Genomic DNA, 24801 nt, shown 5'->3' with positions numbered 1-24801 from the left:
ATCTGTCAGATATCTTGCGCACGGACAAGCGCTCGCCAGATCACCAGTTCGCGCGCGCGGGCGGGCAGAGCCATGTCCGCAACCGAAAGGCACAACCGCTCCGCCGCCGTCGTGTCAGTATCGGCGAGAGCCACGTTCGCGTCCGCCTCACCGGCGCTCCCGCGTCGCAGTCACGGCACGAATTCGTCTGTTGGCACCATGGCGCCTGCCTCAGCGGCTCAACCCACCATGCAAAGTCGGCTGATCCAGCGACGCAAACCCATAGTGGCGCAGCCAGCGCAGATCGCTGTCGAAAAAGGCGCGCAAATCGGGAATGCCGTATTTCAGCATCGCCAGACGGTCGATCCCGATCCCAAAGGCAAAGCCCTGCCACTCGTTCGGGTCAATACCGCCAGCTTCGAGCACCTTGGGATGCACCATGCCCGAGCCAAGCACTTCCAGCCAATCGTCACCTTCGCCCACTTTCACGGTGCCACCTTCCCAGCTGCACTGAATATCCACCTCGGCGGAAGGTTCCGTAAACGGGAAATGCGAGGCGCGGAATCGGGTTTCCACATGGGTTCCGAAAAAGGCCGAAAAGAACTCTTCCAGCACCCATTTCAGGTTCGCCATGGAGATGTCCTTGTCGATGGCCAGGCCCTCGACCTGATGGAACATCGGTGTATGGGTCTGGTCATAGTCGGCACGATACACGCGGCCCGGGCAAATGATGCGGATCGGGGCACCCTGCTTTTCCATCGACCGGATCTGTACCGGCGACGTATGCGTGCGCAGCACATGCGGTGGGCGGTTATCGCCTTCGGCCCGGTGGGTGTAGAACGTATCCATCTCGGCCCGCGCCGGATGGTGTCCGGGAATGTTGAGCGCGTCGAAATTGTACCAGTCGGTCTCGATCTGCGGGCCCTCGGCCACGGCAAAGCCCATATCGGCGAAGATCGCGGTCACTTCCTCTGTCACCTGGCTGATCGGGTGGATCGAACCGGTGCGCCGCGCGCGCGCCGGCAGGGTCACGTCAAGCCATTCGGTTTTCAGCCGCGCGTCCAGCGCCGCATCGGCCAACGCCGCCTTCTTGGCCGCCAGCGCGCTGTTGATCTCGTCCTTGAGCGCGTTCAGGCGCGGCCCCATGATCTGGCGCTCTTCGGGCGTCATCTTGCCCAATTCGCGCATCTTCAGCGCAACTTCGCCCTTCTTGCCCACGGCGGTCACGCGGATCGCTTCCAGCGCGGCCTCGTCGTCGGCCTGAGAAATCTGGCCAAGGAATTTTGCCTTCAGATCGTCCATGACGGCCCCTCAAATTCTGCTTGCGCCCTGCTACCACATGGACGCACGAAAGCAAGAGGCGCTCAGCGGTCTGACTGGCTGGCGCGATAAGCCCGCGCATCCGCCAATAGGCGCGCCACGCCCGCATCTTCGATCCCCATCGTTTCGAAATGCGCCGCCAGATTGGCGACATAATCGAAACTGCTCCCCAGCCAGCCAGCACCTGTGGCGCAACACCGGACCTGCTCTTCGTGGCTCAGTCCGGGCTCGATCAGCTCGGCCTCGGGATTGGCCATGAACGCCAGCGCCTCGACCGTGCTATGATCGGTTTCGACGGGAATGAACTCGGGGGTATAGGCATCGCCCACCCGTTCGCGCCGCCATAACAGCGTGGTTTCCGCATCCAGCGTCTCGCGCGCAATGCGGAACACCAGCCCGTTGCACCCTTCCCCCCATTGCAGCGCCGCCATTACGCCGGGCGCGTCGCGCGTCCCGCGTCCGCCAAACCGGTCGCGCAGGATGAAACGGCGCGCCACGCGAGGGGCGAACCCGCGCCGGACCTCGGCAAAGTGGATTCCGGGGTTCCACATCAGCGACCCATAGGCGAACACCCAGAGATCACCAACACGCCCGCTCAACGCCGCGCGCCGGTCCGCTTCGCGCTCTGCCTCGCTCAGCCGCCAGCTGTCTGGCCCGCCGTTGGCACGCACGATCGGATCAATTGCCGCAGGATCAAAGTGCCGGAAATCAGACTCCTCCGGCGGTGTGATCAGCGCGGCAAGACGCGGGTGATGGCAAAATGGGTCCTGAGACATGCGGCTTCCTCGACAGGTCGCGTATCACCAAGCCATGCAATTTCGCAAAAGGAAAGACCCGGCGCACTGGCCGCCCAAAAGGCGCCCAACGCATCCGACCCGTTGATCTGCGGTTGTCGCGCGCGTTAGGGAGGAAAGGCAGATCAGGAATGTCGCATGAACACCCACGTGTCCCACACTCGTCCCGTCAATCGACCCTGGCTTGTGCTTGCCGGGCTTGCGCTGGGCGTGACCGTGACAAACGGGTTCGCGCGGTTCGCATACGGGCTTCTGCTTCCGGCCATGAAATCGGAGCTGGGCTGGACCTATGCGCAATCCGGCTGGCTGAACACCGCCAACGCGCTGGGCTATGTCATCGGAGCGGTGATCACGATGCTGTTGATCCGCCGGGTGTCGCCGGCGCGGCTTTTCGCGTTTGGCCTCACGACAACAACGCTGTCGCTGTTGGCTACCGGGTTGGAGGGCGCGTTGTGGTGGCAGACGGTGTGGCGCATTCTGGCAGGGCTTTTCGGGGCCATGTCGTTTGCCACGGCTGGCGCGCTTGCGGCGGGACTGTTTCGTGACGATCCGCGCAGCAATGCTTTGGCAATCGCGATTCTGTTTGGCTCGGGCGGCGGATTGGGGATCATGCTGGCAGGCGCCGCGTTGCCCCTGATGCTTGACACCTTTGGCAACGGTGCCTGGCTGTGGGGATGGATCGTGATTGGCGGGATCAGCCTGTCGTTTCTTCCCCTCGGATTATGGAGCGCGTTCCAGATGCGCGCTCCGCCCCTGGGTCGCGTCAGCACCGCGCCCTTGCCGCTTCGCGCCATGTTGCCGGAGATCGGCGGCTATGCCGGGTTCGGGCTTGGATATATCGTTTACCTGACGTTCCTGTCGGCCTGGATGACGGAACAGGCGGCAAGCGCCGGGTTCATTGCCCTGGTCTGGGTTATCCTCGGCCTGAGCATTCTGGTGTCGCCTCTGGTCTGGCGACCGGTTCTGGCGCGTCATGCTTCCGGGTTGCCGCTGGCGTTGATCCTGACCGGAATCGCCACCGGGTCGGCTTTGCCGGTGGTGTTGCCCGGAGGCCCCGTCCTGCTGGTCTCAGCGGTGGTGTTCGGCCTGTCGGTGTTCATGTCACCGGGGGCCGTGACCAATTTCGCGCGCCAGAACCTGCCGCCCGAAAGCTGGGGCAAGGCGATCAGCCTGTTTACCGTGGTCTTTGCCGTGGCGCAGACAATAGGCCCATATGGGGCGGGGCTGTTGGGCGATCTGTTCGGCAATATCGGCATCAGCCTTGCGGCGGCGGCTGGTATCTTGCTGGCCGGGGCTGCGCTGGCGCTGTTGCAAAGGCCCCTCAAGCGTGACGCCTGAGCGGAAAACCCTGGTTGGAGCCCACATTGACCGGCGCGGTGCTCCTTGGGAATATCCTGCTTGTTGCCCCTGCGCAGCGCACGCCACGTCTGCGCCGAGATGTCCCAGGCTATGCGCGTCAAGTTGGCCTGGTCACTTTGGTTGCTACCAGGCGCGCGCCAAGAATGAGTCTTCCCGGCACATCACTGGTCACGAGGCCGCGGCTGGCGATCCGCTCTTCTCGTTCCAGCCGCACTGCCCAGCCATCGCAACACTAAGTCGCCAATTTCCATGCTCCAAAACACATATGTACAGGGCATCGATTTTGGCAATTTCCGCTCCGCTGGAATTCAGGCGTCGCAAGTTTCTGAGCTCCGCCAATGCCGCGTACTCGTTGCAAAAGGTCACAACGACCTCACCGATCTCTGTGTAATCGAAACCTTCGGCTTCCAGTTCGGCAAACTGCCGCCGCAGCTTCGATATAAGCGCGGCTCTGTCAGGTATGTGGAGATTGCCGCCAGGCACAATATACGTGGCGGGCTCTGAAAAGAGCGACGCCATCTTTCCGAAGTCACGAGCGTTCCACGCCAAAAGATAGGTCTCGATCAGATCAGTGATTTCTCTTTCAGACAATGTAGCGACCTCCATTCCGAAAATTTAGTCATATGGAGGCATATCGTGTTTCGACCTTACGGGGTGAAAAAACGATGTTTCAGCCGACAGATTGCCAGGTTCGCTTCGCCCGCGTATCAGACATTGTGGTTGATCTTTGCGGCCTCCCCCCCCCAAAAAAAGAAATCCCCGCCAGCGATGCTGACGGGGGTTTCAATTCTTCAAAGGGTCTGGCTCAGGCAGCCAGCGCGCCCTTGGCCTGATCCACGATCGCGGCAAATGCTTCGGGCTCGTGCACGGCCAGATCGGCCAGAACCTTGCGGTCCACTTCGATGCCAGCCAGGTTCAGGCCGTTGATGAAGCGCGAATAGGTCAGCGCGTCGTCATGCGCGCGCACGGCCGCGTTGATCCGCTGGATCCACAGCGCGCGGAAATTCCGCTTGCGGTTCTTGCGGTCGCGGGTTGCGTACTGATTGGCCTTGTCGACAGCCTGACGCGCCACCTTGAAGGTGTTCTTGCGACGGCCATAATAGCCTTTTGCGGCCTTGACGACTTTCTTGTGACGGGCGTGGGTTACGGTACCACCTTTAACGCGGGACATATCTCAATCTCCTCTTAGCGGTCGTAGGGCATGTAGCCCTTGACGATCTTGGCGTCGGGGGCGGACAGGGTCGTGTTGCCACGGGCGTCACGGATGAATTTCTTGGTGCGTTTGATCATGCCGTGGCGCTTGCCGGCCTGACCGGCCAGTACCTTGCCAGTGGCAGTGACCTTGAAGCGCTTCTTGGCGCTCGACTTGGTCTTCATCTTAGGCATTTCCGTCTCCTTTGTATTCGGTCGGTGACAAACGCGACTCGGCATGCCCTTCAGGCCGGTCGCGCGAATAGACGCGCCATATAGTCGGCATACCCGCGCCGCGCAAGCGCTTATTTCACGACATCCGCGATCACCCGCACCACCACGTTGGGCAGTTCCGCCAGGCTGTAGACCGCCGGGTTCATCGCCCAGGCCAGGGCGATGGTCGCCGCCGACAGGATAAAGGCCGCCATCGGCGCGCGCGGGAACCGTTCATCGGCATAGGCCGAAAGCATTGCGGGTATGGAAAACAGGCCGACCACCAATCCGATCGTGATCAGATAGTCCGTGACCATGTCGTTTTTTCCCCGGCTGCTCCGGGGGCGACATTACTCGTTTTCCATATTGAAAATCAAACGCTCATCGCATGGCGCGACGCGCAGGATATTGGTGGTGCCGGGGACATTGAACGGCAGGCCCGCGGTTACGACGATCTGATCGTCGTGATCGGCATAACCCAGGTCGCGCGCCGCACGGGCCGAGGCAACAACAGCCATCTTGAACCGGCTCACATCGCTGGTCATCACACAGTTCGTGCCCCAGCTCAGCGCAAGCCGGCGCGCGGTGCCGCGCAGCGAAGTCATTGCGATGATCGGAACGCGGGGCCGCTCGCGTGCAATAAGCAGCGCGGTGGTCCCCGATTGCGAGAAACAGCAAATGGCCGCCACCTCGGTGGTTTCGGCCACTTCGCGGGCGGCAGCAACAATCGCGTCGGCCACGCCCGACCGGGGCGCGGTGCGCGACGCTTCGATCACCTCCCGGTAGGTGGGATCGTGTTCCACTTCGATGGCCACATCGTTCATTGTCGAAACGGCCTCGATCGGGTATTGCCCGGCCGCCGATTCCGCCGACAGCATCACCGCATCGGCGCCTTCGTAAATGGCGCCGGACACATCGCTGACTTCGGCGCGCGTCGGCATCGGGCTTTCGATCATGCTTTCAAGCATCTGCGTGGCCACGATCACCGGTTTGGCCGCATGGCGGCACTTGCGCACCAGGCGTTTCTGGATCGGCGGCACCGCCGAAACCGGTAGTTCCACACCCAGATCGCCACGGGCCACCATGATCCCGTCGCTGGCCGACAGGATCTCGTCAAATGCGTCAACCGCCGAAGGCTTTTCGATCTTGGACAGGATCGCGGCACGCCCCTGCGCCAGCGCGCGGGCCTCTTCCACATCGGCGGCGCGCTGCACAAAGCTGAGCGCCAGCCAGTCCACGCCCAGACCGCAGGCAAATTCCAGATCGTCCCGGTCTTTTTCACTTAGCGCGGCCAGCGGCAGTACCACGTCGGGCACGTTCACTCCCTTGCGGTTGGAAATCGTGCCGCCGGTCACCACCACACAATTGGCATGGTCGGCGCCACAGCTTTCCACCTTCAGCCGGATCTTGCCGTCATTCACCAACAGACGCGCGCCCGGTTCCAGTGCCTCGAATATTTCCGGATGGGGCAAACACACGCGGGACTGATCGCCTTCGGCCTTGTCCAGATCAAGCCGGAACAATGCGCCTTCCGTCAGTTCTTCGGAACCGTTGGCAAAGACCCCGACACGCAGCTTTGGCCCCTGGAGATCGGCCAGAATGGCAATCGGGCTTTGCAGGTCTTTCTCGACCTGGCGAATGAAGCGGTGTTTCTCGCGGATCTCGTCATGGGTGCCGTGGCTCATGTTCAGCCGGAACACATCCGCCCCGGCCTCGTGCAAAGCCCGGATCATTTCATATGTTTCAGAAGACGGGCCCAGCGTGGCCACGATCTTTACATTTCTCAAACGTCGCATAGTTTCACCTTTCGCCCGGATATGGCCGGAAACGGCCATGCGTTCCCTTGCGGCAATTTTGCCGTTTTCCTAGATGTTAACGCTAACAAGGTCAAGTTACGGTTTTGTGCACTTCCCTGTCATGACCTGCTTTCCTAATGGATTTGCCAAGGATATGACAGGCATATGACTTACCAACCCTACACCGTTTATGGCGCGGACCGGCCCGCGCGCTGGCTGATCACGTGCGATCATGCCTCGAATTTTGTGCCGCCCGAAATCAATGGCGGCGATCTGGGCATCGGTCCGGCCGACATGAACCGCCATATCGCCTATGATATCGGCGCCCGGGGCACTTCCCTGATCCTTGGCGAATTGTTGAACGCGCCGGTGATCTGCTCGAATTTTTCGCGCCTTGTGATCGATCCCAACCGGGGCACGGATGATCCCACGCTGGTCATGCGGCTTTACGATGGCACGATCATTCCGGCAAACCGCCACGTGGATGCGGCAGAAGTCCAACGCCGCGTCGACACGTATTACCAACCCTATCACGATGCACTTGCACAGCTCGCCGATGCCCGCCCGGACGTGATCCTTGTCGCGATGCACTCTTTCTCGCCAAAGCTCAACGGCCGCTCGCCCCGGCCCTGGGAAATCGGCATTCTGCACGCCCCGCAGGAGGACCGGTTCGGCCTGGCCATGATCGACCGGCTGCGCGAGGAAAGCGATCTGACCGTGGGCGACAACGAACCTTATGCCGGGCACTTGCCGGGCGACAGCGTGGATCAGCACGCGCTGCGACAGAAACGGCTGAACGCCCTGATCGAACTGCGTCAGGACGTGATCGCCACAGAAGAAGGCCAGGCCCATTGGGCCGAACGGCTGGCCAGTGTGCTGACCGATACGCTGAACCGGACCGGGCTGTAGACCTGGCTATTCCTCTGCCGGGTCGCCCTTCATGCGAATCACACGGGCCGGGATTCCGACCACCACCGCGCCGGCCGGTACATCCCGCGTGACCACGGCATTGGCCCCGATCTCGACATCATCCCCGATGGTGATCTGCCCCAGAAGCTTGGCCCCCGCCCCAACGTCCACATGCCCGCCCAGGCGCACCGCGCCGGACAAAGTGACCTGGTGCATCAACATGCAATTCGGTCCGATCACCGCCTGCGGATGCACCACGATGCCTGTCGGATGAGGCAACCGCAGCCCGCCATCGACCTGCATGTTCAGGTGCAGCTCGGATTGCGTGATCACCGACCAGAACCGATGCACCGCAACCCAGTATTTCGCGGTCAACTTGCCCGTAAATCCGCCACGATCCCGCGCCGCCTGATAGCGCCGCAACGCGCGGATCAGCTTGGGACCGGGATCCCAAATCCGGCTTATGGTCTCGCGCGACCAATCCGGCACCTGCGCCGAAACGTCCTGATCCATTCTCACCGGCGGCTCCCTGCCATGATTTCGCCCTGAAATGGTTGTCGCAAAACCTCTGTTGTTTCGCAACTTCGGACTGCACGCGCCCTAGACTTGATGCCATTCCCGCCCCGGTGTTCTCTGGGGCAGACATAAACATCACGAGCGGGCATGACCCAGACACCCCCACCGCCCCACCGGGCCGAAATCGACGGGCTGCGCGCCATCGCCGTGCTGGCGGTGGTGCTTTACCATTTCGGCCTGCCCGGTTTGCCGGGGGGCTTTGTCGGTGTGGATGTCTTCTTTGTCATTTCCGGCTTTCTGATCGGCGGGATCCTGTGGCGTGAAAAAACGGCCACCGGGCGCCTGTCGCTGGGCCGGTTCTATCTGCGCCGCATTCGCCGCCTGGCCCCGGCCTATGGCGCGATGTCGCTGGCGGTACTGGCGGTGGGCTGGCTTGTGCTTTTGCCGTATGATTTTCGAGAAACCGCCAAGGGTGTGATCGCCGCCACGGTCTATCTTTCCAACGTGCTGTTCTTTCGCCAGTCCGGCTATTTCGACAGCGCCGCCGAAGACAAGGTTCTGCTGCACACCTGGTCGCTGTCGGTCGAGGAACAGTTCTACGTCTTCCTGCCGCTGGTGTTCCTGTTGCTGGGCCGGTCCCGGCGCGGCATGATCCTGGCCTTCGTTGCACTGTTCGTTGCCTCGCTGGTTTCGTCCATCCCGATCACCGCCCGCGCGCAGCCGGCTGCGTTTTACCTGTTCCCGTTTCGCGCATGGGAACTGCTGGCCGGAGTGCTGCTTGCCATCTGGCGCCACGAACGTGGCACCGACTGGCGGCTGGGCGCGGCCCCAAGCTGGATCGGTCTGGCGCTGGTGCTGGGCGCAATCACCATGATCCGGCCCGACGCGGGTTTTCCCGGCTGGCAGGCGATCATTCCGGTTGCGGGCACTGTTCTGCTCTTGATCAACGGGCGCGATACAAACATGGCCAACCGCCTGCTGTCGATGCGCGGCCCGGTGTTTTTCGGCCTGATTTCCTATTCGCTCTACCTATGGCACTGGCCCATCGTCACCCTGTCCCGATATGTGCGGGGCGACAGCATGAGCCCGGTTGAAACCGGTCTGTGGCTGGCGCTGTCCGTCGTGGTCAGCTGGTTGTCCTGGCGGTTCATCGAACAACCCGTGCGCCGCGCCCAGGCCCTGTCGGGCAGGGCGCTTCTGGGGGCGGCGGTACTGGTCTCGGTGCTATTGCTTGGTACGTCGGCGGTGATCTTTCGCTCGGATGGCCTGCCCGGGCGCTTTGGGGCGCAAACCCAGGTGCACATCGCCGCGTCCGGCGATTTCCTTCAGGATTTCTCGCGTTGCAATGTCCCCGCTGACGGCCCCCTGAAAGGCATCGAGATCTGCCCGATCGGCCCTGCCGGCCAAACCCCGACGCTGCTGATCTGGGGCGACAGCCACCTGCGCGCCTTTTACGAGGGCCTTGCCCTGGCAGCGATGGAAAAGAACCGGGCCGCGCTGGTGATCTGGCGCGCCGGGTGCCCGCCGCTTTTCGGCATCGGCAAAACGGAAAACAGCGCCACCGCCGCACAGAATGCCGCCTGCCGCAGCGCCAACGACCAAATTCGCGACGCGCTTGACCAGATGCCCGATATCCGCGACGTGCTGCTGATCGGGCGCTGGGCCTATTATGCCACCGGCACCGGCTCCGGCATCGACGCGCAAAACACCATCACCCTGACCCGCGACGGCCCCCAGGCGCCGCAGGCCACAATCCTGGCCGACGCGCTCCGGTCCACCGTTGACACGCTGTCCGCGCGGGACAGGAACGTGTTCCTCCTGCGTCAGCCCCCCGAAATCCCGCAATATGCCGCCCCGGAAATCGCTCGCGATCTCGCCCATCGCCGCCTGACACCCGACGCCGCCCGCCGCCTTGGGCAGGTGCCCACCGCCCAGGCCAAGCGCCGCGCCGCTTCGGCGCAGGCGGCGGTGGCGGCCAGCGGCGCGCAGGTACTCGATCCATGGCCCCTCCTGTGCGATGCGTTCCTGTGCGAGGCGATCCAGGGCGGTCAGGGACAGTATTTCGACAACAACCACATCACCAACACCGCCGCGCGCCGGTTGCGCACGATATTCGCCCCGGTCTTTGGAAAGGCGCCGTCATGACCGCGCCTCAGGACAAGATATGGGACGTGATCGTGATCGGCACGGGCATGGGCGGTGGCACCATCGGGCGGCGGCTGGCAGAGCGCGGCCTGTCGGTGCTGTTTGTCGAGCGTGGTCCGGCCGGCTTTCGCCGCGAGGCGCAGGAGCTGAACGGCGATATCTGGAACCCGCAGGCCCGGCTGGTGCGCGGCTACTGGCCCGAACCGCTGCACGCCCGCGTTGACGGGGTCGACGCCGTCTTCAATGCGCCGCTGGGCGCGGGTGTCGGCGGCTCGTCGGTGTTCTATGCCGCCACGCTTGAACGGCCCGAACCCCATGATCTTGATGACAGCCCCGACATGCCGCACCCCACCGGCGGCTGGCCGGTCAGCTATGCCGCGATGCAGCCCTTTCTTGAAGAGGCCGGGCGCCTGTTTCACGTCAGCGGCACACCGGACCCGCTGGGCGAACCGGTGAATTTGGCCACCGCGCCACAGATGCCCGCCGCCGACAAGGCCCTGTTCGACGCGATGCAGCGCGCCGGGTTGCACCCCTATCAGGGCCACACCGCCCTGCGTCATCTGGAAGGCTGCGCAAGCTGCCTTGGCCGCAAATGCCCGCGCGCCTGCAAGATGGACGGGCGCTCTGCCGGGGTAGAACCGGCGCTGGCCACCGGCAATGCACAGCTTCTAGACCTGTGCGAGGTTACGCGGCTGCGGGCAGAGCGCGGCACAATCCACGCCATCGAGGCCCGGCATGGCGGCCGCGACCTGACGCTGCGGGCGCGTGCCTATGTCCTGGCCGCCGGTGCGCTTGCCTCGCCGCGCCTGCTGATGGCGTCTGACGATCTTGCCAACGATTCCGGCCTGGTGGGGCGCAACCTGATGTTCCACCTGTCCGAGATGTTTGCCCTGTGGCCGGGAAGAACGCACCGGGGCAGCGGCCCCACCAAGGCGCTGGCCTTTCGCGACCTATATCGGCAGGGCAACATACGCTATGGTATGGTGCAGGCCATGGGCATCACCGCCCGCTATGGCGAAATCGTGCATTACCTGAACCTGGCCTATGACCGTTCGTTGCTGCGCCGGGTCCGGGTACTGCGCCCGTTCACCCGGCTGCCCGCGCTGGTGGCGGCCCGGCTGTTTGGCGAGGCCAAGATATTCGTCGGTATCCTCGAAGACCTGCCGCGCGCCGAAAACCGCGTGCTTTTTGATCCCGGCGACCCCCGCAAGCTGGCCATCACGTATGACATCCCGCCAGAGCTGCGCGCACGCCGCAAACAGTTTCGCCGTGCCATTCACAGATCCCTCAAGGGGTTGCGCCGCGTCTTTTTGGGGGTCGGCCCGGATCTGAACTACGGCCATCCCTGTGGCACGCTGCGCTTTGGGCATGACCCGAAATCCAGCGTTCTGAATGCGGACTGCCGCGCCCATGCGCTTGACAACCTGTGGGTCGCCGATGCCAGCTTCATGCCTACGTCGATGGGGGTGAATCCCAGCCTGACCATTGCCGCCAACGCGCTGCGCGTGGGCGACAGGCTGGCCGATCTTCTGCAAGGGAAGGAGACCCGCGATGCCTGATACCATTCGCACCCGTATGGCAGTGATCACCGGCGCCGGCTCGGGCCTGGGCCGCGCGCTGGCGATCGAGCTGTGCAGGCGCGGCGTGCCAGTGGCAGGGCTGGGCCGGCGCGCCGACGCTCTGGACGAAACCGCGGCATTGGCCGGGGACGACTTTTTTCCAATCCCGTGCGATGTGTCCGATCCGGCATCGGTTGCGGCAGCCTTTGATGCCATCGGCAAGCACGGCACGGTTTCGATCCTGATCAACAATGCAGGCGTGTATCCGCACCGGGATATCATGGACGAAAGCCCGGACAGCTTTATGCAGACGCTTGCCATCAACCTTGGCGGCACCGTGGCCTGTACCCGCGCCGCGCTGAACGACATGGCGGAAATCGGGACCGGGCGCATCCTCAATGTTTCGAGCTTTTCCGACATCGCACCGCCGCCATGCAGCGCCGCCTATTCCGTGTCCAAGGGCGCCTGCACGATCTTTTCCCGCGCGCTTGTGGCCGATCTGGGAGACCGCTTCCCCGGCATCGTCGTGTCCACCTGGATGCCCGGAATGCTGGCCACCGACATGGGGGTGCCCGATGGGCTTGATCCCGCCCTGGCCGCGACATGGGGCGCCGCGCTGGCGTTGTGGCAGGACCCGTCGCTGAATGGTGCGGTATTCGAGATGGATCGCGAAATTCTGCCGCCGCGCGGGATGAAATCCCGGCTCAGGGATGCGCTTTTGCTGCGTCGCCGTCAGCCCCGGCGCATCGCCCCCTGATCACGCCGCAGGCGCAGCGCCTCCCGCGTCAGCCGTGGCAAGGCCAGGGCGCAGCGCGCATAGCGCCCGGCCAGCCGCGCCGGATTACTCGCCACGCGCCACAGCCATTCCAGCGCCAGTTTTCGTACCCATTGCGGCGCCCGTGTCTGTGTGCCGGCCAGAAAATCCAGCCCCGCCCCGATCGAGGCAAACCCCATGCCCGGCGTTACCACGCGCCCCCGTGCGGCCAGCGCCTCCTGCCTGGGGGCGCCCAGCGCCAGAAACGCCAGCCCCGCCCCGGTTTCGGCGGCCTGTTTCAGAACCGTGTTGGCCGCCGCGCTGTCCGGGTCAAAACCCATCGGCGGTGCGATCCGGGCTGTTATGCGCAGGCCCGGAACCCGGCTTTGCAATGCTGCTGCAGCCGCCTCCAGCGCATCCTGAGTAGAGCCGATCAACGCCACCGCGACACCCTCTGCCGCGGCCCATTCGGCCAGCGGCACCACCAGGTTTGCCCCCGGCAACAGGTCCACGGGCCGCCCCGCCAGCCGCGACAGCCATACCACCGGGTTGCCGTCGGCAACCACGAACTCCTGCGCGCGATAGGCGGCAGCAAATGCCGGATCGCGGTGCAGCTTGACCAGATGATCCAGGTTCAGCGTCGCCAGCGCGAACCCTTCGCCGGCGCGCCAGCGCGCCACCACCGCGGCTTTCAACGCACCGGCATCTGCGATATTCACCGTCACCGGCCCGTCCACCGACAGAAACTGCACCTGTCCGCCCCTCTGTTCGGCCGCTTTTCGCGGCCCCTTCACCCGCAACCCTAGCACCTGTGCCCCGCCGGGCCATCGGCTCTGCGCAATTGTACGCCAAAGTGAAACACACAGGCCACAAATCCACCACCGTCCCTGCCAGACGCTGGCCTCTTTCCCGGCTTCGCCTATACTCGCCAGCACATATTCGGGCAAAGGGCATTTGGCATGGGCGGCAGCACAAAAAGGGCTGTGTCGATTATCGGTTGCGGCTTCGTGGCCGATCTTTACATGCGGTCCTTCGCGGCCCATCCCGATATTGCCGTAACGCAGGTGCACGATCACGATCCCGCCCGGTTGGCGGCATTCTGCAAGCATTGGAATCTGCAAGGCGCGCAAACGCTGGATCGGTTTCTCGGCAACCTGCCTGCCGGTTCGCTGATTCTCAACCTCACCAATCCTGCCGCTCATTACCCGATCACCCGCGCCTGCCTGACGGCGGGGCACCATGTCTATTCCGAAAAACCGCTGGCCCTGCAAATGGATCACGCCCGCGACCTGCATGATCTGGCCCGCGAAAAGGGGGTGTTGCTGGCATCCGCCCCCTGTTCGGTTCTGGGCGAATCCGCACAGACCCTGGCCCGGGCGATCCGCGACGACGTATGCGGCCCGGTTCGCCTGATCTATGCCGAACTGGACGACGGTTTTATCCCGCAGGCGCCCTATCAGGACTGGCGCAGCACCTCGGGCGCGGTGTGGCCGGCCGAGGATGAATTTACCGTCGGGTGCACGCTGGAACATGCCGGGTATTACCTCACCTGGCTGATCGGCATGTTCGGGCCGGTTCGGCGCGTGGTGGCGGCCTCGGCCGAAACCTTGCCGCAGAAACCCGCCTCCGGCGCGCCCGATTTCTCTACCGCGATCCTGTTCTTTGAAAGCGGCCTTACGGCGCGGCTGACTTGCTCAATCGTCGCCTCCCACGATCACCGCATCCGGGTTTTTGGCGACAATGGCGTGCTCGAGGTGAAAAAGGCGTGGGACAACGCCGCGCCGGTACGGTTCTTTCGCCGTTTCGTGCTGCGCCGCCGCCTGATGGAACACCCGATCGGCAAACGCATCCGCCTGCCCGGCCCCAGCCATCCAAAGGTAGAGCGCTGGGGCGCGGCGGCGATGAATTTTGCGCTGGGACCGGTCGAGATGCTGGATGCGCTTGCCGAAAACCGCCCCTGCCGTCTGTCTGCGGATTTCGCGCTGCACCTCAACGAGGTGACACTGGCGATCCAGAACGCCCGCGACAGCACCGGCGCGCAAGAAATGACCACCCGCTGCGACCCGGTTCACCCGATGCCGTGGGCCTCATGAGCGCGCCCGTCGTCATCACCGGAGCCGGCGGTTTTGTCGGCCGACATACGGTTGCGTATGCACGTCAGTCCGGCCTTGATGTCCGCGCCCTCGTGCGTCCCGGTTCCACCGTTCCTTCGGACTGGCCGAACGATCCCGGCATCACCGTGTACAAGGCCGATCTCGCCGGGGACACCCCCCTTGCCGACATGCTCGAACACGCGGGCGCGGTCATCCATGCCGCCGCCGCAATGACAGGAAATCACGACCGCGATACAATCCGGGCCAGCCGCAACCTGATTGCGCAGATCGCCGCATCCGGCGTGGGGCATGTCGTGCTGGTCAGTTCGCTCTCTGTCTGTGACGTGAGCACCCTCGCGGATCACGAAACCCTGTGCGAGGATTGCCCGTCCTGCGCCAGGGGGCGGGATGCCTATGCCCAGGCCAAGCTGGAACAGGAACACTTGTTTCGCGACGGCGCGGCACAGCACGGCTTTACCCTGACCATTCTGCGCCCCGGCGCCGTCTATGGCCCGGGGCGCGCCTTCAACGCCCATATCGGCCCGTCCCTTGGCGCCGTCATGGTGATGGTCGACGGCGGCGGCACGGTGCCGCTGTGCCAGGTCGGTTTGCTGGCTCAGTGCCTGGTCCACGCGGCCCGGCGCCCGAACGGTATTGAAACCATCAATATTTTTGACGATGCCCTGCCCGACCGGGATCATTTCCTGTCCGCTTTTCGGCAATGCGGCTGGCCCAGGCTGGCGCTGTTCATGCCCCTTGGGCTGATGCGGCTGCTGGCGCGGATCACCCCCGATAGCACCGCCATGCCCGGCCTGTTGCGCTCGGACGTTCTGGAAGCGCGGCACAAGCCGCTGCGCTACAGCAACGCATTGATGCACGAACGCCTTGGGCCGGTCACAATGATGCCCTTTGAGCAGGCTATGCAGCAGGCCATCCAGATCGAGCAGGATCAGACCCCGTGAGCGACACCAACGATCAGCCCATCGCCTATCTGACGGGCGAATACCCCCGTGCCACCGACACGTTCATCCAGCGCGAGGTGGCCGAGCTGCGCAGCCATGGCAAAACCGTGCTCACCTGCTCGGTACGCCGCACCGGCGCCGAGCATCTGGTGGGCGAGGAACAAAAGACCGAGGCCGCCAACACCTTTTACATCCTGTCCGCCGCCCGCCCGCTGCACCTGATTGCCTGCCATGCCGGCACGTTCCTGCGCGCGCCCCTGCGCTATCTGCGGGCGCTTGGGCTGGCCATCCGCACCGCGCCGGGGGGCCTGCGCGCGCTGCTGTTTCAACTGTTCTACTTTGCCGAGGCCGGGGTGCTTGCCGCACATCTGCACAGGAACAACGTGCGCCACCTGCACAACCATATCGCCAAATCCTCGTGTACCGTGGCGATGCTTGCCTCTGAACTGACAGGCATCCCCTTCAGCTTTACGCTGCACGGGCCGGACATCTTCTTTGCACCTGCCCAGTGGCGGCTTGACACAAAAATCGCCCGTGCCAGCTTTGTCGCCTGCATCAGCCATTTCTGCCGGTCGCAGGCGATGACGTTTTCCGATCCGGCCCATTGGCACAAGCTACACATCATCCATTGCGGCGTGCATCCGCGCCGCTATCACAGCGACGAAGACCCGATGGGCCACAACCTGCTGTTTGTCGGGCGGCTGGCACCGGTCAAGGGCCTGCCGATCCTGTTCCGGGCGCTTGAAACGCTGGTGCCGGATTACCCTGACCTGCACCTGACCGTGATCGGCGACGGCCCCAGCCGCGCCGCGCTGGAACATCAGGTCGCGGGCGCGGGACTGGCCGGGCACGTCACGTTTGCAGGTTACAAATCCCAATCCGAAGTGGCCGACGCGCTGATAGCCGCCGATCTCTTTGTGTTGCCCAGCTTTGCCGAAGGCGTGCCCGTCGTCCTGATGGAGGCCATGGCCGCCGCCCGCCCGGTGGTGGCAACCCATGTCGCGGGCATCCCCGAACTTGTCACCGATGGGGCGTCTGGCCTTCTGGTGCCCGCCGGCGATCCCAAGTCGCTGGCCGCCGCCATCGCCAAGGTAATCGGCAACCCGTCCCGCGCCACCGCCATGGGCATCGTCGGGCGCACTACCGTACAAAGCGCCTTTGACATCTCAAACGAGGCGCTCCGGCTGGGCCGGCTGATCGACAAGGCATCGTCATGACCACCGCCATCGTCATTGGCCGCAACGAGGGCAAACGCCTGATCGCCTGCCTGAAATCCCTGACCGGGCAGGGGGTGGAAATCGTCTATGTCGACAGCGGCAGCTGGGACAATTCCGTGGCCGAGGCCCGCGCCGCCGGGGCGCTGGTGGTCGAACTGGATGCCAGCCTGCCTTTCACCGCCGCCCGCGCCCGGCAGGCCGGATTCGACGCGCTCAACGCCACCGGCGACCTGCCGGAATTCATGCAATTCGTCGACGGCGATTGCATTGTCGTTCCCGGCTGGATCGCCGCCGCCGAGACCGCGCTGCGCGACGATCCGACGCTTGGCCTTGTCACCGGCTGGCGTGTCGAGCTTTACCCCGAACGCTCGATCTACAACGCGCTTTGTGATTTCGAATGGCATCGCCCGGCCGGCGACATCGCCACCTGTGGCGGCGACATGCTGGTGCGCAGCGCCGCATTCGAGGCAGCTGGCGGTTTCGATGGTTCAGTTATCGCCGCCGAGGATGACGAATTCTGCGTGCGTCTGGCCAGGGCGGGCTGGAAACTGCGCCGCCTGCCGCTGGAAATGACCCGGCACGACGCCGCCATGCTGCATTTCGGCCAGTGGTGGCAACGCGCCGTGCGCTCGGGCCATGGCTTTGCCCAGGTTGGCTGGATGCACCCGCCCTATTTCCGGCGCGAACAGCTGCGCGTGCTGGCCTATGGCCTGATCCTGCCGCTGCTGGCCATTCTTGGCCTCTTCGCCTCGGGCTGGCTGTTTCTTGCGGTGCTCGCGGCCTATCTGATGTCCTATATCCGCACCAAGCGCGGCCTGGTGGCCCAGGGGCTGCCCTATTGGGAATCCCGCCGCCACGCCCGCCTGCTGACCCTGTCCAAAATTCCCAACATGATCGGCATGGCCCTGTTCCACTGGCGCCGCCTGCGCGGCCGCGCCATGCGCATTATCGAGTACAAGTAGATGATCACAGACCTCAACACCGACCGTCCGATCCGCGCCGCGTTGCTGGGCGCGGGCTATATCGCCGACTGGCATGCCGGGGCCATTCAGGCCACACACGGCGTGGAACTCGTCGCCGTTTGCGACAGCTCGCAATCCGCCGCCGCGGCACTGGCCGAAACCTATGGCATTGCGCCCTATACGGATCTGGAGACCATGTTGGCGGCTGGCATATGTGACGCCGTTCACATCGTCACCCCGCCCCAAACCCATCGCGCGCTGGCCGAAACCTGCCTGAACGCGGGCCTGCATGTTCTGGTGGAAAAGCCCGTCGCCCTGTCCGGCCACGACACCCGGGCAATCCATGATACGGCCCTGGCGAATGACCGCGTCTTTGCCGCCGGGCATAATTTCATGGGCACGCCGGGGTATTTGCGGCTCAAGGATGCGGTGGAAACCGGGCGCATTGGCCGTATCGCCGCTGCCGAAATCAACTGGCATTTTCCGCTGGCGCCGCTGCGCTCCGGGCCTTTCGGCCTGTGGCTGTTGCAAGAACCGCAGAACCTGCTGCTGGAGCTTGGCCCGCATCTGTTTGCCTTTGGCGTCGATCTGTTCGGCCCGCTGGACATTGACCATGTCAGCCTGTCCAAACCCATCGCCCTGCCCGGCGACACGACGCGCCCGCAAAGCTGGCGCATCATTGCCACGGCAGGCGACGTGGCGATCACCATCAACCTGTCCCTTGTCGAAACGATGGACGACCGGTCGCTCACGCTGCATGGCTCGGCCGCAACGGCGCGCTATGATTATGCCAGCGACGTTCTTGTCATCGACGCCGAAAACGCCACCGATATCGTGGCCAACCCTCTGCTGCGTCAGCTTTCCCTGTCGGCCCAGCACCTGCGCGAAGGCGTGGTGAACGGGGCGCGGCAACTGGTGTCGCTGAACCGGAAATCCCCCTATGGGCTAAGTTTTGGCGGCCTTGCAAACGCATTCTACACCGCCATTCGCACTGGCCGACCGCTGGATGCACGGTTTTCGGGCGACAGCGCCATTCAGGTCATGACAGCCATCGACGCCGCCCTGACCCACTTGCCGAAACCGGAAAAGAAACCCAAACCCGCCTCCCGCAAGACGCCCAAACCAACCATTCTGATAATTGGCGGCACCGGGTTCATCGGGCGCGACCTGACCCGCGCCTGGGTCACGCGGGGGCAGGATGTGCGCGTCCTGAGCCGGGGGCAGTCCGGCCCGTTTGACGATATTGCCGATCACGTCGAACTGTTTCCCGCCTCGCCGTCCAACCCGGATCAGCTCGCCGCCGCCATGAACGGGATCGAAATTGTCTATCACCTTGGCAAATCCACGGACGCCACCTGGGACGCGGCGCTGAAAAACGATGTCGGCGTGACCGAAACCATCGCCCGCGCCGCCAATGCCGCCGGCGTGCGGCGCTTCATCTATACCGGCACCATCGCCAGCTATGACATGTCCGACCCCAAGGTGACGATCACCGAGCAAACCGGCTTTGCCGACGACATGACCGACCGCAATATCTATGCCCGCTCCAAGGCCGAATGCGAAGCCCGGCTTCTGGAGATGCACCGCAGATATTCGCTTCCGCTGACCATCGCCCGCCCCGGCATCGTGGTGGGCAAGGGCGGGCCGCTGCAACATTGGGGCATTGGCCGTTGGCACGGCGCGGGGGCGGTGCGCCTCTGGGGCAACGGCAAACATACGCTGCCGTTTGTTCTGAACGAGGACGTGGCCGAGGCGCTGATCCTGATGGCCGAAAACGACGCGGCGATCGGGCAAAGCTTCAACCTTGTCGGGGATCCGATGCTGTCGGCGCGCGACTATTTCGATGCGATCCATGCCCGGCTGGGCGCACGGATCAGGGTCAGGCCGGGCAATCTGGCGGGCTTTTACCTCTCGGCGTCGGTCAAATACGCGCTCAAGAAAAACGTGCTGCGCCGGGGCGGCTTTTCCAACCCGTCGCTGGCGGATTGGAAAAGCCGCGCGCATTTCTCGCCCTTCGACAACAGCCACCCCAGGCGCGTGCTTGGCTGGGCGCCCGAACCGCGCCGCGACATATTCCTTCTAAAAGCCATCGACGCAGCGGATCTGTTAGGATTCTGAGAGGCGCAAAGACCCGATTCACGCCATTCTTTTGTCCGCTTTTCCCTGCTAGACTACCCCTCAAGAGCAGCTCGAAAGACACCCCATGACCGAGGATCATCAACAGGACGACAAGATCGTCGCCGACGCGCCCGTAGAAAGGCTCCCGGCGGTGCACGATCCCGATGTCTATTGGGAAAGCCTGTTGCTGACCACGCCGGACCCGGAGGTTCTGGCCCGCCAACACGTGATCACGGCGGCGCGGACCGATCCCGCTCACGCCGCCTTTGACATGCTGCGCACAAGGCTTTTGCAGGCACTGGCGGAACAGGGCTGGTCCCGTGTCGCCATCACCGCGCCCACGCGCGGCTGCGGCAGCAGCTTTGTCACCGCCAACCTTGCCTTTTCCGTGGCCCGGCTTGAGGCGACCCGCAGCGTGGTGCTGGATCTTGACCTGCGCACCCCGTCCCTGCACGAGGTTTTGGGGATTCGGCCGCCGCACAGCATGGCCGATTACCTTCAGGGTGCCTTTGCCCCCGAGGAATTTCTGCTGCGCACCCATCCCAACCTGGCGTTCGGTCTGAATGCCACTCCGCAGAACAACGCCGCCGAACTGTTCCAGGATACGATGACGGCCGACGTGCTTGACGAATTGTCGGATCTGCTTTGTCCCGATCTGATGCTGTTCGATCTGCCCCCGGCACTGGAACATGACGATGTTCTTGCGGTGTTGCCCAATGTCGATGGCGTGCTGGTCGTGGCCGGTGGCGGGGTTTCCACGGCAGAGGATGTCGCCAAGGTCGAGCAGATGCTGAGCGAGGTCACACCGCTTTTGGGGGTCATGCTGAACCGCGCAGACGGCAAACTTTCCTTCTGAAAGGCCCGGCTTTTTGCGCCGACGTGATGCGGACGTAATACCGACGTGATACCGATGCGGATTTTTCCGGTCCGAAACCCGGTCGGGGTCGGGATGGGACAGACCTAAATCAGGGGTAATTTCAACGCCCCGCAACCTCGCGACTCATCGGGAGAGGGCAGCTATCAGGCCCCCGTCAGGGCATCAGCCGGTGTCACCTGATCCAGGCCCGCGGAAATCACGATCATCTCGTCAATCGGATAACCGCTGCCTTCCGCCAGACCATTCCACCGCCCGATCAAAGAGGCGGGCACGCGTGTCGCGGCGGCAAGAGCATCCGCCGTTCGCGCCCCGGCTTGCTCCACCAGCACCCGCACCGCTGTCGTCAGGTCCAGATCCGCGCCCGCCAGCGTCCCGTCTCTCAGGGTCAAACGCCCGTTTTTTCTCTGGATCACCCGCTCCCCAAGCCGGAATTCCGTCTCGTCACTTCCGGCCACGGCCATCGCGTCGCTGACCAGGTAAATCCGGCCCGGTCCGGCTTTCGCCCGCCAGGCCGCCCGCATGGTGGCGGGATGAACATGCACGCCATCCGCGATCAAGCCCGCTGAAAGGGCGCCGTTTTCCAACGTCGCGCCGACAACGCCGGGTTCGCGGTTGCCCATCTGGCTCATCGCATTGAAAAGATGCGTCACACATGTCGCGCCAGCCCCGGCATAGCGTTGGCACGTGGCAAAATCCGCGTCCGTGTGCCCCAATGAAACAAGCACCCCGGCGCTGGCCAGCTGCGATACCTGCGCCTCGCTCACATTCTCCGGCGCCACCGTCACCTTGAGCAGGGGCAATGACCGGGCGGCGGCCAGAAGCAGATTCAAATCCTCATTTGTCATTGCGCGGATCAGGGCGGCATCATGCGCCCCCTTGCGCGCAACCGACAGATGCGGCCCCTCCAGATGCAATCCCGCGATGCCGGGCACACCAAGCCGAATGGCCTCCTGAACCGCGCCAATCGCGGCGCGGGTTTTGTCCGGCGTATCCGTGATCAGGGTCGGCAAGAACGCGGCCACACCCAGGCCCCGATGTGCCCGCGCGATCCGCCGCAAGACATCCGGGCAAGGATCGTCGTTCAGCATGACCCCACCGCCGCCATTGACCTGCAAGTCGACATAGCCGGGGCTCAGAATATCGCCGGCAAGATCGATCACGTCCCCATGCGCGCCGATGTCCCGTTCCGGGCCGATCCGGGCCAGCCGCCCCTGAACAAACTGAACGGCGACACGCTTGTGCAATTGATGGCCGTCAAACACCTGCCCGTTCCGGAATGTCGTAATGGTTCGCGTCATACCGTTTCCGTCACCTTGCGCAGATGCCGGGGGGCGTCGGGATTGATCCCGCGCGCCACGGCCACGTTTTCAACCATACCGTAGAAAGAAACGATAGCTGCCACCGGGTCGGTCAGCCAGTGGCCGGTGCGCACATGTGGCAACCGCGACGCGGCGCTGACCCGGTCCGTCGTGGCGAAGACGCGCGCGCCCTTGCCCGCCAATGCATCCGCGGTGCCGGCCAGGCTGTCCTCTGCCGCATCGCCTGCGGCGAATGCGATCACCGGAAAGCCCTGTTCCACGATCGACACCGGTCCGTGCAGCACCTCGGCGGAACTGTAGCTTTCCGCGTGGATCAGGCAGGTTTCCTTGAATTTCAGGGCCGCTTCGTTCGAGATCGCCCAGGACGGGCCACGGCCCAATGTAAACAGCGAACGCCCATCCATCACGCCCGCCGCCTCGGACCAGTCACAACGCGTCGCACCGTCCAAATGGCCCGGCAGCGCGCGGATAGCGGTCAAAAGCGCAGTATCCTGCCGGATTTCGGCCACCAGCCAAAGCCCCGCGACAAGCGATGTCACGAAAGTCTTCGTGGCCGCGACACTCAGTTCCGGACCGGCATGGATCGGCAACGTCGCGTCGGAAACCGCTGCCAGGCGCGAACCTTCGTCATTTGTGATTGCAACGGTCAGGGCGCCGGAACCACGCAGCGATTCTGTCATCGACACGATGTCCGGGCTCTGGCCGGATTGCGAGACAGAAAGACACATGGCCCCATTGGCGGCCAGCTGCGCCCCGTATACCGAATTCACCGATGGCCCGACCGAGGCCATGGCGCGCCCCAGGACAAGCTCGCTGGCGTATTTCAAATAGGTACAGGCATGATCCGAAGAGCCGCGCGCCACCGAAAGCAAAAACGGCGGATCCAGATCGCGCGCGCGGCTGGCCGTGGTCTGGATCGCTGCCGCACCTCTGGTCAAAAGCCGCTCCACAGCGTCCGGGATTTCCCGGATTTCGCGATGCATTTGGGTTGTTTCAGATACCATGATTCAGCCTTCTCAGATTACAGGCGCAGTTCGGCTACGAAATCGTAGGCGTCGCCGCGATACAGGGAGCGGGTCAGTTCGGCCACCCGGCCATCCGCCAGAAAGGACGTACGTTCGATTGACAAACCGGCATCTCCTTCTGCAACACCCAACAGGTCGGCCTCGCGCGCTTGCAGATTGACGGCGGAAATCTTCTGAACCGCCCGCACCGGGCGGTGCCCGAGCCGATCCAGCACTTCGTACAGCGAGGTTGTCACCTCGATCGGGTTGGGCAGCAAATCCAGCGGCAGCGCGGCCCGTTCCAGCGCCATCGGGCGTCCGCCTGCCTCGCGCAGCCGGTAAATACGTGCCACCTGTTCGCCCTCGGCGATTCCCAATGCGGCAACCTCGGCAGCGGTGGGCATGAACAGGCCACGTTCCAGCCATTTGGACGTGGTTTCCATGCCCCGGCTCAGCATGTCCTCGGTAAAGGATGTCAGGTGAGAGAGCGATTGCTCCACCCGGGTCAGCGGCTCGCGCACGAACGACCCAGAGCCCTGGCGCTGCTCCACCAGCCCGTTCTGCACCAGTTCATGAATGGCCTTGCGCACGGTCACGCGGGACAATTCGGTGATATCGGCAATCTCGCGTTCCGGTGGCAAAGAGGAATTCGGCGGAAGGATTCCTGTCTCGATTCCCTCTTCCAGACGGCGGCGCAATTGAACATAGCGCGGGCCGCTGCCCTGTCCCAACCAACCTTCCGGGCGCAGAAATTCAGTTGCATTCATTGGCAAGCTCCTCTGCGAATTCCCGCGCCAGCGCCAGGGCGCCCGCCAATGGCGCGCCATCCGGCGCCACCACGCTCGCCCGCAGGTCATGCGGCAGGAAAGGGGCAAAATGCGGCGCGATTCCACCTGTCAGACACAGCGCCATGCCCGGCCTCCAGCCCAACACCGGCACCAGGTGCGCGATCTCTTCCGCCCCGAGGCGCATCACGGCCATAGCCAGATCGTCGCCCGCATCCGCAAACTGTGTGACCAGCGGGGCCAGGCCCCCAAGCGCGGCGGGCGATGCCGTTCCGGCAAACCGGACAATTCCCGCCGCACCCCCATGATCGGCCAACAGGCGGTCCGACAGGGGCGTCGGCGCGCGCAGATCATCCACACAATCCAGAACGGCCCGCAATGCATGCCGGCCGATCCACTGGGCCGATGCCTCATCCCCCAAAACCGGTCCCCAGCCGCCGACGAACCGCATATGTCCATCAATCTGGGCCGCGAAAAACGATCCGGTACCGCAGTGGGCCACTACTCCGTCGCGCAGGCCAAGCGCGCCGCGCAAGGCCGCCGGCCTGTCATCCGCGATACGCGAAAATTCAAAAGGCAATGCGTGCTGCAAACGCAGGGCCATCTCTGCGCCGGTGACGCCGGCAAGCCCCAGGAAACACGGCGCGCGCATCAGGTCTGTAACCGGGCACCCGACCTTCTGCGCCAATGCGCTTAACCCGTCCTTGATCTGCCGGATGGCGCCGTCGAAATCCGTCGACACATTTGCGGACCCAGCCTCGACCGAAATCACGCCGGCCCCGGAATGATACGCCAGGCGACAGCGGGTTCCACCCCCATCAAGCGCCAGGACGGCAGTATTTGACGATTCACTCATAGTGATACCTTTATAATACCTATGAGGGGATTGAAAGACCAAAGTGGGGCCGCATGTGCGTGACTCGGCAGTT

Annotated in this window: 25 protein-coding genes; 11 read left to right on the top strand and 14 right to left on the bottom strand. The window is 63.9% G+C overall.

Going from position 1 to position 24801, the window contains the following annotated elements; translation table 11 throughout:
- Positions 1-5: 5 nt before the first annotated feature.
- The 3 genes from I3253_RS20655 to I3253_RS16665 form a co-directional block, all read right to left on the bottom strand.
- Positions 6-134, bottom strand: coding sequence for a hypothetical protein (locus I3253_RS20655; RefSeq protein WP_269649197.1), 129 nt, complete (start codon positions 132-134; stop codon positions 6-8).
- A 76-nt stretch (positions 135-210) separates the two neighbouring features.
- Complete coding sequence (gene pheS / locus I3253_RS16670; protein WP_197918950.1) at positions 211-1281, bottom strand: phenylalanine--tRNA ligase subunit alpha; 1071 nt, start codon at positions 1279-1281, stop codon at positions 211-213.
- A 62-nt stretch (positions 1282-1343) separates the two neighbouring features.
- On the bottom strand, positions 1344-2075 hold the full coding sequence (locus tag I3253_RS16665) for a gamma-glutamylcyclotransferase (protein ID WP_197918949.1): 732 nt from the start codon (positions 2073-2075) through the stop codon (positions 1344-1346).
- 156 nt (positions 2076-2231) lie between these two features.
- Between I3253_RS16665 and I3253_RS16660 the strand changes: the two genes are divergently transcribed.
- Positions 2232-3431 carry a YbfB/YjiJ family MFS transporter gene (locus tag I3253_RS16660; protein WP_197918948.1) on the top strand — a complete coding sequence of 400 codons (1200 nt, stop codon included), beginning with the start codon at positions 2232-2234 and terminating at the stop codon, positions 3429-3431.
- Between the two features lie 189 nt (positions 3432-3620).
- Here I3253_RS16660 and I3253_RS16655 read toward each other — a convergent pair whose 3' ends face one another.
- The 5 genes from I3253_RS16655 to pyk form a co-directional block, all read right to left on the bottom strand.
- Positions 3621-4043 (bottom strand): YybH family protein, encoded by a 423-nt coding sequence (locus tag I3253_RS16655; RefSeq protein WP_197918947.1) that lies wholly within the window; start codon positions 4041-4043, stop codon positions 3621-3623.
- A 214-nt stretch (positions 4044-4257) separates the two neighbouring features.
- Positions 4258-4623: a 50S ribosomal protein L20 gene (gene rplT, locus I3253_RS16650; RefSeq protein WP_197918946.1), complete on the bottom strand. Its 366-nt coding sequence runs from the start codon at positions 4621-4623 to the stop codon at positions 4258-4260.
- A gap of 14 nt (positions 4624-4637) precedes the next feature.
- Entirely contained in the window at positions 4638-4838 is a 201-nt protein-coding gene (rpmI, locus tag I3253_RS16645; protein WP_010443552.1) for a 50S ribosomal protein L35, read from the bottom strand.
- A 110-nt stretch (positions 4839-4948) separates the two neighbouring features.
- On the bottom strand, positions 4949-5173 hold the full coding sequence (locus I3253_RS16640) for a hypothetical protein (protein WP_197918945.1): 225 nt from the start codon (positions 5171-5173) through the stop codon (positions 4949-4951).
- Between the two features lie 33 nt (positions 5174-5206).
- Entirely contained in the window at positions 5207-6652 is a 1446-nt protein-coding gene (gene pyk / locus I3253_RS16635; protein WP_197918944.1) for a pyruvate kinase, read from the bottom strand.
- A gap of 165 nt (positions 6653-6817) precedes the next feature.
- Here pyk and I3253_RS16630 point away from each other — a divergent pair, with 165 nt between their 5' ends.
- On the top strand, positions 6818-7561 hold the full coding sequence (locus tag I3253_RS16630; RefSeq protein ID WP_197918943.1) for an N-formylglutamate amidohydrolase: 744 nt from the start codon (positions 6818-6820) through the stop codon (positions 7559-7561).
- A 6-nt stretch (positions 7562-7567) separates the two neighbouring features.
- Here I3253_RS16630 and I3253_RS16625 read toward each other — a convergent pair whose 3' ends face one another.
- Positions 7568-8074, bottom strand: coding sequence for a serine O-acetyltransferase (locus tag I3253_RS16625; protein ID WP_197918989.1), 507 nt, complete (start codon positions 8072-8074; stop codon positions 7568-7570).
- 150 nt (positions 8075-8224) lie between these two features.
- On the opposite strand from I3253_RS16625, the gene I3253_RS16620 reads away from it, so the two are divergent.
- From I3253_RS16620 to I3253_RS16610, 3 genes are read left to right on the top strand one after another with little or no spacing between them, the layout of a single operon-like run.
- A complete protein-coding gene (locus I3253_RS16620) occupies positions 8225-10222 on the top strand; it encodes an acyltransferase family protein (protein ID WP_197918942.1) in 1998 nt (665 codons plus the stop codon).
- Positions 10219-11781: a GMC oxidoreductase gene (locus I3253_RS16615; RefSeq protein ID WP_197918941.1), complete on the top strand. Its 1563-nt coding sequence runs from the start codon at positions 10219-10221 to the stop codon at positions 11779-11781. Before I3253_RS16620 ends, I3253_RS16615 begins: the two co-directional genes overlap by 4 nt.
- Complete coding sequence (locus I3253_RS16610; RefSeq protein WP_197918940.1) at positions 11774-12538, top strand: SDR family oxidoreductase; 765 nt, start codon at positions 11774-11776, stop codon at positions 12536-12538. The genes I3253_RS16615 and I3253_RS16610 overlap by 8 nt, the downstream gene beginning before the upstream one ends.
- On the opposite strand, the gene I3253_RS16605 is transcribed toward I3253_RS16610, so the two are convergent.
- A complete protein-coding gene (locus I3253_RS16605; RefSeq protein ID WP_332255722.1) occupies positions 12514-13287 on the bottom strand; it encodes a WecB/TagA/CpsF family glycosyltransferase in 774 nt (257 codons plus the stop codon). The genes I3253_RS16610 and I3253_RS16605 overlap by 25 nt on opposite strands.
- Positions 13288-13494: 207 nt before the next feature.
- On the opposite strand from I3253_RS16605, the gene I3253_RS16600 reads away from it, so the two are divergent.
- The 6 genes from I3253_RS16600 to I3253_RS16575 all read left to right on the top strand — a co-directional run bounded on the left by I3253_RS16600 (position 13495) and on the right by I3253_RS16575 (position 20743).
- Entirely contained in the window at positions 13495-14628 is a 1134-nt protein-coding gene (locus tag I3253_RS16600) for a Gfo/Idh/MocA family protein (RefSeq protein ID WP_197918938.1), read from the top strand.
- Complete coding sequence (locus tag I3253_RS16595; RefSeq protein WP_197918937.1) at positions 14625-15590, top strand: NAD-dependent epimerase/dehydratase family protein; 966 nt, start codon at positions 14625-14627, stop codon at positions 15588-15590. Before I3253_RS16600 ends, I3253_RS16595 begins: the two co-directional genes overlap by 4 nt.
- Entirely contained in the window at positions 15587-16807 is a 1221-nt protein-coding gene (locus I3253_RS16590; RefSeq protein ID WP_197918936.1) for a glycosyltransferase family 4 protein, read from the top strand. Before I3253_RS16595 ends, I3253_RS16590 begins: the two co-directional genes overlap by 4 nt.
- Positions 16804-17769, top strand: coding sequence for a glycosyltransferase (locus tag I3253_RS16585; protein WP_197918935.1), 966 nt, complete (start codon positions 16804-16806; stop codon positions 17767-17769). Before I3253_RS16590 ends, I3253_RS16585 begins: the two co-directional genes overlap by 4 nt.
- Positions 17770-19887: an NAD-dependent epimerase/dehydratase family protein gene (locus I3253_RS16580; RefSeq protein ID WP_197918934.1), complete on the top strand. Its 2118-nt coding sequence runs from the start codon at positions 17770-17772 to the stop codon at positions 19885-19887.
- A gap of 85 nt (positions 19888-19972) precedes the next feature.
- On the top strand, positions 19973-20743 hold the full coding sequence (locus tag I3253_RS16575; RefSeq protein ID WP_197918933.1) for a P-loop NTPase: 771 nt from the start codon (positions 19973-19975) through the stop codon (positions 20741-20743).
- Between the two features lie 164 nt (positions 20744-20907).
- Here I3253_RS16575 and nagA read toward each other — a convergent pair whose 3' ends face one another.
- Genes nagA through I3253_RS16555 form a run of 4 tightly spaced genes read right to left on the bottom strand, consistent with a single transcriptional unit; the run spans position 20908 to position 24728 of the window.
- Positions 20908-22062, bottom strand: a complete 1155-nt coding sequence (gene nagA / locus I3253_RS16570; protein ID WP_197918932.1) for an N-acetylglucosamine-6-phosphate deacetylase — start codon at positions 22060-22062, stop codon at positions 20908-20910.
- A complete protein-coding gene (locus tag I3253_RS16565; protein ID WP_197918931.1) occupies positions 22059-23087 on the bottom strand; it encodes an SIS domain-containing protein in 1029 nt (342 codons plus the stop codon). The genes nagA and I3253_RS16565 overlap by 4 nt, the downstream gene beginning before the upstream one ends.
- A gap of 17 nt (positions 23088-23104) precedes the next feature.
- Entirely contained in the window at positions 23105-23854 is a 750-nt protein-coding gene (locus I3253_RS16560; protein WP_197918930.1) for a GntR family transcriptional regulator, read from the bottom strand.
- On the bottom strand, positions 23841-24728 hold the full coding sequence (locus I3253_RS16555) for a BadF/BadG/BcrA/BcrD ATPase family protein (RefSeq protein ID WP_197918929.1): 888 nt from the start codon (positions 24726-24728) through the stop codon (positions 23841-23843). Before I3253_RS16555 ends, I3253_RS16560 begins: the two co-directional genes overlap by 14 nt.
- Positions 24729-24801: the final 73 nt, after the last annotated feature.

Source organism: Thiosulfatihalobacter marinus, from assembly GCF_016019955.1.
GTDB classification, from domain to species: Bacteria; Pseudomonadota; Alphaproteobacteria; order Rhodobacterales; family Rhodobacteraceae; genus Shimia; species Shimia marinus_A.
Note: the sequence above shows the minus strand (reverse complement) of the source record. Positions and strands in the feature narration are given on the sequence as shown.

What these genes read in the sequence shown, in the direction of transcription:
- pheS (WP_197918950.1), bottom strand. Translation starts at nt 1,281, where the DNA reads ATGGACGATCTGAAGGCAAAATTCCTTGGCCAGATTTCTCAGGCCGAC.
- I3253_RS16665 (WP_197918949.1), bottom strand. Translation starts at nt 2,075, where the DNA reads ATGTCTCAGGACCCATTTTGCCATCACCCGCGTCTTGCCGCGCTGATC.
- I3253_RS16660 (WP_197918948.1), top strand. Translation starts at nt 2,232, where the DNA reads ATGAACACCCACGTGTCCCACACTCGTCCCGTCAATCGACCCTGGCTT.
- rplT (WP_197918946.1), bottom strand. Translation starts at nt 4,623, where the DNA reads ATGTCCCGCGTTAAAGGTGGTACCGTAACCCACGCCCGTCACAAGAAA.
- rpmI (WP_010443552.1), bottom strand. Translation starts at nt 4,838, where the DNA reads ATGCCTAAGATGAAGACCAAGTCGAGCGCCAAGAAGCGCTTCAAGGTC.
- I3253_RS16640 (WP_197918945.1), bottom strand. Translation starts at nt 5,173, where the DNA reads ATGGTCACGGACTATCTGATCACGATCGGATTGGTGGTCGGCCTGTTT.
- pyk (WP_197918944.1), bottom strand. Translation starts at nt 6,652, where the DNA reads ATGCGACGTTTGAGAAATGTAAAGATCGTGGCCACGCTGGGCCCGTCT.
- I3253_RS16630 (WP_197918943.1), top strand. Translation starts at nt 6,818, where the DNA reads ATGACTTACCAACCCTACACCGTTTATGGCGCGGACCGGCCCGCGCGC.
- I3253_RS16625 (WP_197918989.1), bottom strand. Translation starts at nt 8,074, where the DNA reads ATGGATCAGGACGTTTCGGCGCAGGTGCCGGATTGGTCGCGCGAGACC.
- I3253_RS16620 (WP_197918942.1), top strand. Translation starts at nt 8,225, where the DNA reads ATGACCCAGACACCCCCACCGCCCCACCGGGCCGAAATCGACGGGCTG.
- I3253_RS16615 (WP_197918941.1), top strand. Translation starts at nt 10,219, where the DNA reads ATGACCGCGCCTCAGGACAAGATATGGGACGTGATCGTGATCGGCACG.
- I3253_RS16610 (WP_197918940.1), top strand. Translation starts at nt 11,774, where the DNA reads ATGCCTGATACCATTCGCACCCGTATGGCAGTGATCACCGGCGCCGGC.
- I3253_RS16600 (WP_197918938.1), top strand. Translation starts at nt 13,495, where the DNA reads ATGGGCGGCAGCACAAAAAGGGCTGTGTCGATTATCGGTTGCGGCTTC.
- I3253_RS16595 (WP_197918937.1), top strand. Translation starts at nt 14,625, where the DNA reads ATGAGCGCGCCCGTCGTCATCACCGGAGCCGGCGGTTTTGTCGGCCGA.
- I3253_RS16585 (WP_197918935.1), top strand. Translation starts at nt 16,804, where the DNA reads ATGACCACCGCCATCGTCATTGGCCGCAACGAGGGCAAACGCCTGATC.
- I3253_RS16580 (WP_197918934.1), top strand. Translation starts at nt 17,770, where the DNA reads ATGATCACAGACCTCAACACCGACCGTCCGATCCGCGCCGCGTTGCTG.
- I3253_RS16575 (WP_197918933.1), top strand. Translation starts at nt 19,973, where the DNA reads ATGACCGAGGATCATCAACAGGACGACAAGATCGTCGCCGACGCGCCC.
- nagA (WP_197918932.1), bottom strand. Translation starts at nt 22,062, where the DNA reads ATGACGCGAACCATTACGACATTCCGGAACGGGCAGGTGTTTGACGGC.
- I3253_RS16565 (WP_197918931.1), bottom strand. Translation starts at nt 23,087, where the DNA reads ATGGTATCTGAAACAACCCAAATGCATCGCGAAATCCGGGAAATCCCG.
- I3253_RS16560 (WP_197918930.1), bottom strand. Translation starts at nt 23,854, where the DNA reads ATGAATGCAACTGAATTTCTGCGCCCGGAAGGTTGGTTGGGACAGGGC.
- I3253_RS16555 (WP_197918929.1), bottom strand. Translation starts at nt 24,728, where the DNA reads ATGAGTGAATCGTCAAATACTGCCGTCCTGGCGCTTGATGGGGGTGGA.